At 61.4% G+C, this 12,118-nt stretch carries 13 protein-coding genes; 2 read left to right on the forward strand and 11 right to left on the reverse strand.

Annotated elements, in window-relative coordinates; all coding sequences use genetic code 11:
- Positions 1 to 81: 81 nt before the first annotated feature.
- The 7 genes from ACOQFT_RS08680 to ACOQFT_RS08710 form a co-directional block, all read right to left on the reverse strand.
- A complete protein-coding gene (locus ACOQFT_RS08680; protein ID WP_421597538.1) occupies positions 82 to 294 on the reverse strand; it encodes a hypothetical protein in 213 nt (70 codons plus the stop codon).
- Positions 295 to 393: 99 nt separating this feature from the next.
- Complete coding sequence (locus ACOQFT_RS08685) at positions 394 to 600, reverse strand: hypothetical protein (protein ID WP_421597539.1); 207 nt, start codon at positions 598 to 600, stop codon at positions 394 to 396.
- A 51-nt stretch (positions 601 to 651) separates the two neighbouring features.
- A complete protein-coding gene (gene eda / locus ACOQFT_RS08690; RefSeq protein ID WP_421597540.1) occupies positions 652 to 1,284 on the reverse strand; it encodes a bifunctional 4-hydroxy-2-oxoglutarate aldolase/2-dehydro-3-deoxy-phosphogluconate aldolase in 633 nt (210 codons plus the stop codon).
- A 3-nt stretch (positions 1,285 to 1,287) separates the two neighbouring features.
- Positions 1,288 to 3,093: a phosphogluconate dehydratase gene (gene edd, locus ACOQFT_RS08695; protein WP_421597541.1), complete on the reverse strand. Its 1,806-nt coding sequence runs from the start codon at positions 3,091 to 3,093 to the stop codon at positions 1,288 to 1,290.
- Positions 3,094 to 3,095: 2 nt separating this feature from the next.
- Positions 3,096 to 4,541 (reverse strand): glucose-6-phosphate dehydrogenase, encoded by a 1,446-nt coding sequence (gene zwf / locus ACOQFT_RS08700; protein ID WP_421597542.1) that lies wholly within the window; start codon positions 4,539 to 4,541, stop codon positions 3,096 to 3,098.
- A 139-nt stretch (positions 4,542 to 4,680) separates the two neighbouring features.
- Positions 4,681 to 6,924 carry a phosphoenolpyruvate--protein phosphotransferase gene (gene ptsP, locus ACOQFT_RS08705; RefSeq protein WP_421597543.1) on the reverse strand — a complete coding sequence of 748 codons (2,244 nt, stop codon included), beginning with the start codon at positions 6,922 to 6,924 and terminating at the stop codon, positions 4,681 to 4,683.
- Positions 6,925 to 6,970: 46 nt separating this feature from the next.
- Complete coding sequence (locus ACOQFT_RS08710; RefSeq protein WP_421597544.1) at positions 6,971 to 8,209, reverse strand: aspartate kinase; 1,239 nt, start codon at positions 8,207 to 8,209, stop codon at positions 6,971 to 6,973.
- 163 nt (positions 8,210 to 8,372) lie between these two features.
- On the opposite strand from ACOQFT_RS08710, the gene ACOQFT_RS08715 reads away from it, so the two are divergent.
- Complete coding sequence (locus ACOQFT_RS08715) at positions 8,373 to 8,726, forward strand: hypothetical protein (RefSeq protein WP_421597545.1); 354 nt, start codon at positions 8,373 to 8,375, stop codon at positions 8,724 to 8,726.
- A gap of 294 nt (positions 8,727 to 9,020) precedes the next feature.
- On the opposite strand, the gene ACOQFT_RS08720 is transcribed toward ACOQFT_RS08715, so the two are convergent.
- The 4 genes from ACOQFT_RS08720 to ACOQFT_RS08735 form a co-directional block, all read right to left on the reverse strand.
- A complete protein-coding gene (locus tag ACOQFT_RS08720) occupies positions 9,021 to 9,476 on the reverse strand; it encodes a DUF1178 family protein (protein ID WP_421597546.1) in 456 nt (151 codons plus the stop codon).
- A gap of 71 nt (positions 9,477 to 9,547) precedes the next feature.
- Entirely contained in the window at positions 9,548 to 10,012 is a 465-nt protein-coding gene (locus tag ACOQFT_RS08725) for an NUDIX hydrolase (protein ID WP_421597547.1), read from the reverse strand.
- A gap of 118 nt (positions 10,013 to 10,130) precedes the next feature.
- Positions 10,131 to 10,874, reverse strand: coding sequence for an EcsC family protein (locus ACOQFT_RS08730; protein WP_421597548.1), 744 nt, complete (start codon positions 10,872 to 10,874; stop codon positions 10,131 to 10,133).
- 53 nt (positions 10,875 to 10,927) lie between these two features.
- Positions 10,928 to 11,422, reverse strand: coding sequence for a GNAT family N-acetyltransferase (locus tag ACOQFT_RS08735; RefSeq protein ID WP_421597549.1), 495 nt, complete (start codon positions 11,420 to 11,422; stop codon positions 10,928 to 10,930).
- Positions 11,423 to 11,494: 72 nt separating this feature from the next.
- Between ACOQFT_RS08735 and ACOQFT_RS08740 the strand changes: the two genes are divergently transcribed.
- The gene (locus ACOQFT_RS08740; protein WP_421597550.1) at positions 11,495 to 12,100 is read left to right on the forward strand and encodes a flavin reductase family protein; all 606 of its coding nucleotides are present in this window, start codon (positions 11,495 to 11,497) and stop codon (positions 12,098 to 12,100) included.
- Positions 12,101 to 12,118: the final 18 nt, after the last annotated feature.

Raw genomic sequence — 12,118 nt, forward strand, 5'->3', positions numbered from 1 at the left:
GATCTCCCCAGCATCGCCATCACAATCTGACCATTCACGTGGCCCATATGGCCGAGAGGGGAAAGCCGTTCTAGTCCGCCATCAACACCGCGGGTGGTTCAGGCCGTCCAGCAGCGCCCTCACTGCCGGGATGTCGTTGCGGATCGAGCTGGAGGTGTCCACATGCACCGCCAGAACCGCCTTGATCCGGTAGCCGGTACTCGCGCGCAGAGCGTCTGCAACGCGCTCCATATCGCACGGAGAAGACGTTCCGAAATCGATCAGATCAATCTTGGCACCGATCGCTTCGACCATCTCGGCCTGGCCATGTGTGAACTGACCAAGGCTTGTGCCAGCACAGTTTCCCCTGGCGCGATCACGTTGGACAGCGCGGCCTCCCACGTGCCGTGGTCGTTAGAGATATAGGTGGCGACATTGTGCTGGGTCCGGGGCCACGCGACACAGGTCGTTGGTCAGGGCGGGCATCATCTCGATAAGTTCGCCGTCATAGATATTCGGCGACAGACGGTGCATGGCCTGCAGCGCTGCATTGGGCATGGCCGACGGGCCTGGAATGGCCAGATGCTCGCGCCCCTGCGCGAGAGAAATTGGGTTTGTCATGGGATCAACCTGTGTGAATTGACGCCCAACGTAGCGCAGCAAAGAGCAGCGTCAATCCGTCAGGTTGGCGGCCTCTCGCGCAAGTGCTTCGATCCCGGCCCACTCGCCATCCAGAACCATCTGCTTGGGCGCGACCCAGCTGCCACCAGCGCAAACGACGTTTGACAGCGACAGGTAATCCCGCGCATTCGCAGCCGACACGCCACCGGTCGGGCAGAAGGTGATCTGCGGCAAAGGTGCGCCGATGGCCTTCAGGGCGGGGGCCCCGCCCGACGCCTCGGCCGGGAAGAATTTCAGCATGTCATAGCCTTGTTCGAGCAGGCGCATCGCCTCGCTGGCCGTAGCCGCTCCGGGCAGCAATGGCAGGCCTTCCGCCTCACAGGCGGCGATTAGGGCATCGGTCGCACCGGGTGAGACACCGAACTGGGCGCCTGCTTCTTTGGCGGCGCGCACGTCTTCGGGGGTGACCAGAGTGCCTGCGCCAACTGCGCCGCCGGGCACATCGGCCATGGCTCGGATCGCATCCAGCGCGGCGGGAGTGCGCAGGGTGACTTCCAGCGCGGGGAGGCCTCCGGCGACCAGAGCTTCGGCCAGAGGGCGGGCATGGGCCGCGTCGTCGATAACCAGAACCGGGACGATGGGGGCCAGCGCGCAGATTTCGCGGGTACGTTGGGTCTTCGACATTGTTTACGCTCCGAAAATACTGGCACCGACGTCGGCGGAACCAACGTTGTTGCGGAAGGCGGCGAACAGGTCACGCCCGACACCGTGTTGGTTGGCAGACAGATCGGCAGTGACAGGGGCGCGATCCAGTACGCCCGGGGTGAGGACTTCCAGATCCCCCTTCACCGCATCAACGCGCAGCAGATCACCGTCCTGCAGATAGGCGATCGGGCCGCCCTCCAAAGCCTCGGGGCAGACATGGATGGCAGCGGGGACCTTGCCCGAAGCACCAGACATGCGGCCATCGGTGACCAGCGCCACTTTCTGCCCCCGGCCCTGCAGGATCGACAGCATCGGCGTCAGCGAGTGCAACTCGGGCATGCCGTTGGCCTTTGGGCCTTGAAAGCGGACGACGACGATGACGTCGTCGGTGAACTCTCCGGCCTTGAAGGCGGCTTTGACCTCATCCTGATCGTGGAAAACCCGCACGGGTGCCTCGACCACCTGATGCTCGGGAGCCACGGCCGAGACTTTCATGACGGCGGTGCCCAGATTGCCGGTCAGCCGTGACAGGCCGCCGGTGGGCTGAAACGGGTCCTTGGCGGGGCGCACGATCTTGTCGTTCAGGCTGTGGCCTGCGCCCTCTTCCCAAGTCAACTCATCACCCTTCAACTTGGGCTCTTTGGTGTAGTTGTGCAGGCCCTGCCCCGCCACGGTGAGCGTGTCGGGGTGCAGCAAGCCATCCTCAAGCAGCGTACCGATCGCAAAGCCCAACCCGCCAGCCGCGTGGAAATGATTCACGTCGGCCAAACCGTTGGGATAGACCCGCGCGATCAGGGGCACCACGGCAGAGATGTCGGAGAAATCTTCCCAATCCAAGACGATACCCCCTGCACGCGCCATGGCGATCAGGTGGATCAGCAGGTTGGTCGAGCCCCCCGTCGCCATCAGGCCAACGATGCCATTCACAAAGGCACGTTCGTCCAGAACCTGATAGACCGGCGTATAGTCATTGCCCAACGCGCTGAGCGACAGGGCCCGGCGGGCACCCTCTTTCGTCAGCGCATCGCGCAGTGGGGTGTTGGGGTTGATGAAGCTGGAACCCGGCAGGTGCAGGCCCATGAACTCCATCAGCATCTGGTTGGTGTTGGCGGTTCCGTAGAAGGTGCACGTGCCGGGGCCGTGATAGGCGGCCATTTCCGCCTTCATGAGTTCGTCGCGCCCCACCTCTCCGGCGGCGAATTTCTGGCGGACCTTGGCCTTTTCGTCGTTTGGCAGGCCGCTGGTCATTGGCCCCGCAGGCAGGAAGACCGCAGGCAGATGCCCGAACGCCTGCGCCCCGATGATGAGGCCCGGCACGATCTTGTCACAAACGCCAAGGAACACCGCCGCGTCATAGGTGTTGTGGCTGAGCGCCACGCCGGTCGCCAGCGCAATCACATCGCGTGAGAACAGCGAAAGCTCCATCCCCGCCTCGCCCTGCGTGACACCATCGCACATGGCAGGAACGCCGCCCGCGACCTGCGCAGTGCCACCCGCCGCGCGGATCGCATCGCGGATCAGGCCGGGGTAACGTTCAAACGGCTGGTGGGCCGAAAGCATGTCGTTATACGAGGTGACAATGCCCAAATTTCCGGCCGTCCCGGTCGCCATCGACTGCTGGTCTTGCCCTGCACCCGCAAAAGCATGGGCTTGCCCGCTGCAGGACAGATGCGCGCGCGCCGGCCCTTTTGACCGGGCCTGCTCCATCCGCTTTACATGCGGCCCGCGCAGGTCGGCGCTGCGGTCGATGATCCGCTGGGTGACGTCGGTGATAACAGAATGAACCATAATTAACCTCCGATCTGACGCCAGCGACGACCGTCGCGATGCATCAGCATCAATGCTTCTTCGGGACCTGAACTGCCCTGATCGTACCGCGCCGGGCGATCGCCCCGATCTTCCCAGCCCTGAATGATGGGATCGACCCAGGCCCAGGCGGCCTCGGCCTCATCCCCGCGCATGAACAGGGTCTGATCGCCGCGGATCACGTCCATCACCAACCGTTCATAGGCATCCGGCGCACTGGATTCCGCGCCCAGCGCGTCGGCAAAGCTCATGTCCAGGGCCACATCCGACAGGCGGAACCCGCCCGGGCCGGGATCTTTGATCGTGGTGCGCAGGGTGATGCCCTCGTCCGGTTGCAGGCGGATCACCAGCACGTTGCCGTGCAGCGGGCCTACATTCGGAAAGATTGTATGCGGCGGGTCGCGGAAGAACACGGCAATCTCAGATTCCCTCGCCCGCAGGCGTTTGCCGGTGCGCAGATAGAACGGCACCCCGGCCCAGCGCCAGTTGCCCAGATGAACCTTAAGGGCAATGTAGCTTTCGGTCCGGCTGGAAGGGTTACCGACGTGATCGATATAACCACCTTCGCCGTGCTCGGCGCGATATTGGCCGCGCGCGATGTCTTTGGGCTCAACCGGTTCCAACGCCTCGATCACCTTGACCTTCTCGTCCCGCACAGCGTTGGGTGCGAATTTCGAAGGCGGCTCCATCGCCGTCAGACACAGAAGTTGCACCAGATGGTTCTGGATCATGTCCCGCATGGCGCCGGATTGATCATAATACCCTCCGCGCCCCTCGACGCTGACGGTTTCCGCGACGGTGATCTGCACATGATCGATATGGGTCGAATTCCACAGGGGTTCGAAAAGCGAGTTGGCAAAGCGCAGCGCCATCAGGTTCTGCACCGTCTCTTTGCCCAGATAGTGATCAATCCGGTAAATCTGATGTTCTTCGAAACAGGCGCGCAGGCCTTCGTTCAGCGCCTTGGCCGTGGCCAGGTCATGACCAAAGGGTTTTTCCACCACGATGCGGCTGTCCGCCGTGGCCAGCCCGTGATCATGCAGACGTTGCGCAATGCCCGAAAACAGGCTGGGACCGACCGACAAATAGAAGGCGCGCACCACATCCGGGCGCAAGGTCTTGGCCAGATCGGACCAGCCCGCCTCACCCATTGCATCGACCTGAACATATTCGACCCGGCTGAGGAACTGATCCAGCACGTTCTTTTTGAACTTGGGCGCGAATTCCTTCATCGAGGTGCGGATCAGTGCACGAAACGCGTCGCCGTCCATATCCGACCGGGCCGTGCCGATGATCCGGGCGTCCTCGGGCATCTGGCCCACTTCGAACCGATGATAGAGACCCGGTAGAATCTTGCGCTGTGCCAGATCGCCAGTGGCGCCGAACAACACCAGATCGAACGGGTTGACCGGAATTACGCGTGAAACCATCGACGGGCTCCTTCAGTTTTCACCTGCGCCATCATAGCATCACCTGTTCGCGGCGCCCGTGGCATGGGTAATGTTATCGCTAACATTCAGGGTGTAATTAGGCAATGCGGTTGCAGAAAGCAAGCCCGGATTTGCAAAATCAGTTTTGATTGCGCAGCCATTCCATGACGGCGGGGCGCACTGATTGCTCTCCGCGATGGCGCGCATCGGCGATGATCTTGCGCAGCGATTGCAGATCGGCCCGCAACAGAAGGCTTTTGACCGGACCAATCGAGGCCGGGCGCATCGACAGGGTGCGGATGCCCATCGCCGCCAGGCACAGCGCCTCGACCGGGCGTCCGGCATCCTCGCCGCAGAAGCTGAGCGGCGTTCCCGAGATGTTGCAGCGCTCGACGATCCGCTCGATGAAGGTGAGGAAGCTGACATTCAGCGTGTCATAGCGGCGGCGCACCAGTTCGTTCTCGCGGTCGGCGGCAAAGAAGAACTGCTTCAGATCGTTGCCGCCGATCGAGACGAAATCCACCTCGTCAAAGAACTTTTGTGGCGCAAAGGCAAGCGATGGCGTCTCCAGCATCGCGCCGACCTCGATCGTTTCGGGCAGGACGTGGCCAAGACGTTTTTCCCGCTCGATGGTCTTGTTGACCTCCCACTTGGCCTCGCGGAATTCGTCGGCCTGCGCCACGAAGGGGAACATGATTGTCAACGGCCGACCGTTGGCAGCGCGCAGCAGGGCCTGCAACTGCATCCGCATCACGCCGCGCTTGTCCAGCCCGACGCGAATCGCGCGCCAGCCCAGTGCCGGGTTCGGCTCGGCCACGTGTTTCATATAGGGCAGAACCTTGTCCGACCCGATATCCAGCGTCCGGAACACGACGCGCTTGTCGCCAGCCGCATCCAGAACCCGTTGATATTGCGCCACCAATTCCGACCGTTTCGGCATTTGGTTACGGATCAGGAACTGCAACTCGGTCCGGAACAGGCCCACGCCTTCGGCGCCCGAGTTGTTCAGCGACGGTAGGTCGGCCATCAGGCCCGCATTCATCACCAGATTGATCCGCTCGCCATCCCGCGTCACAGTCGGGGTTTCACGGATCGAGGCGTAACGTTCCTGCGCCTTGGCCTGCATCGCGATCTTGTCGCGGAAGGCGCTGACCACGGTATCTTCGGGGCGCAGGTGCACGACACCTTGATCGCCATCGACCAGGATATGGTCGCCGTTCAATGCTTCGGTGGTGATGCGGCCCACGTGAACAACCAGCGGAATCGCCAGCGCACGGGCGACAATGGTGGCGTGGCTGCCGACCGAGCCTTCCTCGAGCACGATACCTCTCAGCGAACGGCCGTATTCCAACAGATCACCAGGGCCGATATTGCGGGCGATCAGGATCGGATCGGGCGGCAGGTCGGCCCCATCGGTTTTACCCTGCCCGGTCAGGATACGCAGCAACCGGTTGCTGAGGTCGTCCAGATCGGCCAACCGCTCGCGCAGATAGGGATCGGTTACCTGCCCCATGCGCGCACGGGCCTGCGATTGCTCTTTCTCGACGGCGGCTTCGGCACTGAGGCCGCGGTCAATGTCCTCTTCCATCCGCCGCATCCAGCCCTTGGAATTAGCGAACATGCGGTAGGCTTCCAGAACCTGAAGCTGTTCCTTATCGGCCCCCCGCGAGATTTCCAGCATCTTGTCGACGCCGACGCGCAGCTCTTCCACGGCTTCGGTCAGGCGTTCAAGTTCACGGTGGGGATCCTCGGCGATGGGGTTGGTGACCACCACGCGCGGTTCATGCAGCCAGACATGCCCTTCGGCCGAGCCCTCTTGCGCCGGGCCGCCATTCAACTGAACTGATTGCTGGTGCAAGGGCGAAAGCGCCGCACCCTCACCGACAAAAGCGCCCAGTTCGGCCATTTCAGCCAGAACCATGGCAACCACTTCCAACGCATACACCTCATCCGCGGAAAGCTCGCGCGCTTCGCGAGACTGAACCACCAGTACACCCAGCTTTTCGCCCAGGCGCTGTATGGGTACGCCAAGAAAGGACGAAAACCGTTCCTCGCCGGTTTCGGGCATATAACGGAAGCCCTTGGCCGACGGAGCATCCGCCGTGTTCATCACCTTTCCGGACAGGGCAACGCGGCCCACCAGCCCCTCACCCATGCGCATCCTGGTCTTGTGGACAGCCTCGGGTGACAGGCCTTCGGTGGCGCACAGCTCCAGCGTATCTTCATCGCGGAACAAGTAGACCGAGCAGACCTCGGCCCGGATGCTGTCCGCAATCAGGCTGGTGATCCGGTCAAGACGCTCCTGACCGGCGGCCTCGCTTGCCATCTCTTCGCGCAGCCGCCCGAGCAGCTTGCGGGATTCTGTTTCGGTACCGTCCGCCATGGCCCACCCAAATTAGTGCGTCAGGCAAGACCCTTGGCTGAAACGCTCAGGCCGCCTTGTCCAGTTCAAAGGCATCATGCAGTGCCTGAACCGCAAGTTCCATGTATTTCCTGTCGACAAGGACGGAAATTTTAATCTCAGAGGTTGTAATGACCTTGATGTTGATCCCCTCATCCGAGAGGATCTTGAACATTTTGGCCGCAACACCGGACTGAGAGCGCATCCCGATACCTACTACCGAGACCTTGCAGACATCTTCATCCGCAACCAGTTCGGCATAGTTCAACTCGCCCGCGTCCTTGATCGCCAGCAGGGCTTTTTCCGCCCGTGCCACCTGATCGGTGGGGCAGGAAAAGGTCATGTCCGTGCGACCCTCATCCGAGATGTTCTGCACGATCATGTCGACATTCACGCCCTCATCGCTGAGCGCGGTAAAGATGGTCGAGGCGATACCGGGGCGGTCCGCCACCGATACGACGGTCATCTTGGCCTCGTCACGGGAATAGGCCACACCGGCCACAACATTGGATTCCATGATATCCTCCTCGTCAACGACCAGCGTACCGGCCTCGTCGGATTGTTCTTCGAAACTTGAGAGAACGCGCAGTTTCACCTTATACCGCATCGCCAGCTCGACCGAGCGGGTCTGCAGCACCTTGGCCCCCAGCGAGGCCAGTTCGAGCATTTCCTCGAACGAAATCCGGTCCAGTTTGCGCGCCTTTTCACAAATGCGCGGATCGGTGGTATAGACACCATCCACATCCGTATAGATGTCACAGCGTTCCGCATCGAACGCCGCAGCAAAGGCCACGGCGGTCGTGTCCGAACCACCGCGCCCCAGCGTGGTGATGCGACCTTCGGGGCTGATGCCCTGGAACCCGGCGACAACAGCGACCTTCATGCCCTCGTCGAATTTCTGGCGGATGTTTTCGGGCGGAATATCTTCGATCCGCGCCTGACTGTGGGCGCTGGTGGTCAGCAGAGGAACCTGCCAGCCCTGCCAGCTGCGCGCCGGGATATCCATTTCCTGCAAGGTCAGGGCCATCAGACCTGCGGTCACGTTCTCGCCCGAGGACACTACCGCATCATATTCGCGCGCGTCATACAGCGGCGAGGTCTCGTCGACCCAGCCCACCAGTTCGTTGGTCTTGCCGGACATGGCCGACACGATGACAATCACGTCATAACCCTTGGCCACTTCGACACCGATGCGCTTGGCCGCGCGGCGGATGCGGTCAAGATTGGCAACCGAAGTGCCACCGAATTTCATCACGAGTACGGGCATGGGGGTGGGATCTCCGCGCCTTGGAATTCAGATCCCGTGCGTCTTATGCGAGGGGGGCCGCAAGGGCAAGGGTTCAATACCACCCCGAATGCCGCATCGGCGCGCTTTACATCCGGCAGAGGGGGTGTCAGCCTTAGGTGTCGAATTTTCCAAGAGGTTTTCCATGCTCCGCCTTGCCATCGCAGCCATGCTGCTGTCTTCGCCCGCTTTTGCGCAAGTTGCCACACTGGCCGCGACCGACGGAAAGAATGCCTTGGGCACGGTGCCCTGCGCCGCAGGCGGAGAGCCGCTGAGCAGTTGCCATGCCGAGTTGCGCCACCATGACGATGGCACCACTACACTGGCTGTTTCGTTGGGCGCTGGCGAGGTACGCAGCATCTATTTCACCGACGGCGTCCCAACGTCCAGCAGCTCGCCCGCCAAGATCAGCCATGAGACCCGCGGTGACCTGACAGTGGTTTTCATCGACCCGGATGAGGTCTACGAAATCCCCTCGGCGGCGCTGATCCGTCAGTAAGCATGAGAGTGGCCATCCCGGGTTTCCAAAAAAGCCCCTGATGGCCAGCGACGACGCGTCGAACCGCTCGATCAATCCCCTGGGGTCTGGTCCGAGGTGATCTTGGCGTCCGATCCGCCCCGGTTTCAACGCGGCGGCCTTTGAAGCACGGTAGATGTGGGCACCACAGACTGAGGGGTCAGCAACACGGCGGTGACACTGGAGGCAACTTTCTGCGCCCTTATGCCGACAGAATGATCGCCGATCCCCTGCCCAAGTGTCACGGCCTGCGCCAGTGATCACGACATGCAGGGGTCAGTTGGTCTTTCTGCTGGGAACAAATGGCAGCGGAGCCACCGGCACGCCGTCATCAATCAGGGCTTGCGCGTCTTCCGGTCTGGCCTCGCCATAGATCGCCCGTTCGGGGGCGTCGCCCAGATGGATTTTGCGTGCTTCGCTGGCGAAGTCCTTACCGACATAATCCGAATTCTCTTCGACCTTGCGGCGCAGCTCAGCCAGTACCTTTTCGACGTCCGGTGCCGGGGCTGCCACACCTATCGTTTCGGCCTCAGGCGTCGCCGCCAGAGGTCGCGCCTCGGCGGTGCGGGCCGGACGGACGCGCGGTGTCATGATGGCCTTTTCAACATCGCAACACCCGCACACCGCGCATGTCACCATGCTCGCGGATGCCAATTTGTCGTAAGCGGCCGCTGATTGAAACCAACTGTCAAATGTATGGCCGTTGCTGCACTTCAATGCGTATTGAATCATGGTCCGTCCAAATGTCGGTTGCCGAATAGATACCGGGGCACATGGCAAGATCAAGCCCTTCCAGGGGCAACTCAGTGCCTAACAGGCTCGAGCTTGCGTAACAATAGTGAGAGTTCAGGTGAATTTACCTTTGAGGCCGCCTTTTTCGGCGAAAACCACTTTCTGTCCCGTTGCCTGCATTCGGGAAAACGCGATGAGACCGATTGCACCAACAGCGGAAAAACATCCACGACGCACAATACAGGCCCCTTTTTGCTGCGCTGCTTCTGATAATGGAACCGCCCCAATGCCCGAGCCTGGCACCGACCGCGAATACCGCCCTCTTCCCACGCTTCCTGACAGGCTGTCTCGGACGGGCTCAGGCCGTCAATCAGCCATCCTTTGGGAATGATCCAACGACGGGATTTTCGTGTCGTTATCAGCAAAACCTCCGGGCGCCCCTGCGCGATGCGATAGCACAGTGCAGCCGATTGCTGCCGTACCGGAAGGTGCCGGGTCTTTCGCGAAACATATGGCGCAAGTCTGGCGTCAACCACGCTAGCCGCCTTTCAAATGGAATCCTTGCCTGTTATCCCGCAGCTATTTGCTTATTTAGCGGGCCCTCGGATGATGGATACCATATAAAGCGCTTTTCTCCAAACCCTTAGCTTTGGGTCACATACGCGCCGCCAGTTTTCGCATCAGATCATCATGCGGAATATCGGCATCGATCGCCAATCGCCGCAGGCCAAAATGCACGCGGGCAATCTGCTGGTAATAGCGCGTGTAGACGTAGTTGGTGCCACCACCGGCAATAGCGCCCAGCACCGGCACGGACTGCGCCGCCAGTTTCTGCCCCAGTACAACGGACAGACGCGGAGCAACCGCCGCGACCAGTTTCTGCAGGGCCGGTCCGGTTAACGTCAGCCTGACGGAAAAGAACCCAAGATCGGCGCCATCGTCATTGGACAACGGACCTGCAGCCGAAAGCACCCGGACGCAATCGAACTTCACACCTTCTTCCGAAGGATCAAACCCTTCGCGCGCTGCGGCCCCCTGTATCGCGCGCAACAGCATTGCGGTGGTCGCGGGCAACTCCATCAAAGCGGTCGACACACCGCCCACGCCACCCGCAACGCCCATGGCGGTGGTCACCGCAGTGTTGACCCAAGGGCGCTGATCGGGAACCGCACGGCGCGATCCTTCCGCCGCGTGCATTGCCAGCCACAGGGCCTGTTCCGTCGCACCCGTAAGCCCCAGCCTGATCGGTTCGGGCAATTGCTCCAACAAGGATTCAGCCGATCCGCCCAAACTGTTCAGCAGTTTGACACCCGGACCACCCGCAGACCTGTAATACCCGGCCAATCGGTCAAGTTCGGCGTCGGCATCCAGTTTTTCGACAAGAACCACGTCCTGCATAAACACCCTCCTGCCCTTTAGACATCGGGATTTAAGGCCAACGTTTCAATAGTTCAGCGGCTCCAGCGGGTCACAGAGCCCCGGACGCCCGCCCAAACGCCGGGCGACAATTCCACGCCCAGAACGCGGTCCGGGTTGGTGGGGGGCGGCATCTCGACCCCGCTTAGGCGCGTAAATCCGAACCGGGCGTAATACGGCGCATCACCGACCAGCATAACGCGCTCCCAGCCCAATGCGCGGCCGACCTCAAGGCTTTCGTGGATCAAAAAACCACCCAGCCCTTCGCCCTGATGGGTGGGATGCACAGCCACCGGCCCCAACAACAGCGCATCGTGATCGCCCACATGCACCGGCCAGAACCGGATGGCCCCGGCCAGAATGCCCTGCCCATCCCGCGCCACCAGAGACATTCCGGCCACAGGCGGCACATCATCGCGCAGGCGATACGAAGACAGCGCCTCGCGCCCGGGCGCAAAGCACAGGTCATAGAGGGCCTCAACCTCCCACCAATCATCCGGCTCTTCCGGCCTGATCCCGAACTGCTGCACCCCGGCCCTCGTTTCCTTGCTGGCATTCGCCCTAGCACTTCGCTACGCCATGGGCAAACGCTTGGAGTTCAGATGTTCTATCGCCCCGAAGACGGCCACGGTCTGCCGCACAATCCGTTCAACGCGGTTATCACGCCCCGACCAATTGGCTGGATTTCCACCCGCAGCCCGGACGGGGTCAACAATCTGGCGCCCTATTCGTTCTTCAACGGTGTCGCCTACACGCCGCCGCAAGTGATGTTCGCATCAACCGGTACTAAGCACGATCAGGACGGCGGCAAGGACAGTGTGTCGAATATCGAGGCAACCGGCGTGTTTTGCGTGAATGTCGTCGCCCATGCGCACCGCGACGCGATGAATGCCAGTTCAGCAGGCTTACCCAAACATCACGACGAATTCGATCACGCCGGACTGACACCGGTCGAATGTGAGACCATCCCTTGCGCCCGCGTTGAAGGCGCCCCGGCCGCACTGGAATGCAAACTGACGCAAATTGTGACCCTGCCCGGAAAGGCAAACCGGGTCGTGTTCGGTGAAGTCACTGGCGTTCACCTGCGCGATGATTGCCTGAAGGACGGTATTTTCGACGTCACATCCTTCCAGCCGCTGGCCCGGCTGGGGTATCGGGACTACTCGGTTGTTACCGAGTTGTTTTCACTGAGCCGTCCGGACGATTGACTTGTCTCAGGGGGGCTC

This window comes from Ruegeria sp. MALMAid1280 (genome assembly GCF_049195285.1).
In the GTDB taxonomy this organism is placed as follows: Bacteria; Pseudomonadota; Alphaproteobacteria; order Rhodobacterales; family Rhodobacteraceae; genus Ruegeria.

Bases quoted from the DNA above. Each gene is read 5' to 3' on its own strand.
- ACOQFT_RS08680 (WP_421597538.1), bottom strand. From the start codon at position 294: ATGGTCGAAGCGATCGGTGCCAAGATTGATCTGATCGATTTCGGAACG.
- ACOQFT_RS08685 (WP_421597539.1), bottom strand. From the start codon at position 600: ATGACAAACCCAATTTCTCTCGCGCAGGGGCGCGAGCATCTGGCCATT.
- eda (WP_421597540.1), bottom strand. From the start codon at position 1,284: ATGTCGAAGACCCAACGTACCCGCGAAATCTGCGCGCTGGCCCCCATC.
- edd (WP_421597541.1), bottom strand. From the start codon at position 3,093: ATGGTTCATTCTGTTATCACCGACGTCACCCAGCGGATCATCGACCGC.
- zwf (WP_421597542.1), bottom strand. From the start codon at position 4,541: ATGGTTTCACGCGTAATTCCGGTCAACCCGTTCGATCTGGTGTTGTTC.
- ptsP (WP_421597543.1), bottom strand. From the start codon at position 6,924: ATGGCGGACGGTACCGAAACAGAATCCCGCAAGCTGCTCGGGCGGCTG.
- ACOQFT_RS08710 (WP_421597544.1), bottom strand. From the start codon at position 8,209: ATGCCCGTACTCGTGATGAAATTCGGTGGCACTTCGGTTGCCAATCTT.
- ACOQFT_RS08715 (WP_421597545.1), top strand. From the start codon at position 8,373: ATGCTCCGCCTTGCCATCGCAGCCATGCTGCTGTCTTCGCCCGCTTTT.
- ACOQFT_RS08720 (WP_421597546.1), bottom strand. From the start codon at position 9,476: ATGATTCAATACGCATTGAAGTGCAGCAACGGCCATACATTTGACAGT.
- ACOQFT_RS08730 (WP_421597548.1), bottom strand. From the start codon at position 10,874: ATGCAGGACGTGGTTCTTGTCGAAAAACTGGATGCCGACGCCGAACTT.
- ACOQFT_RS08740 (WP_421597550.1), top strand. From the start codon at position 11,495: ATGTTCTATCGCCCCGAAGACGGCCACGGTCTGCCGCACAATCCGTTC.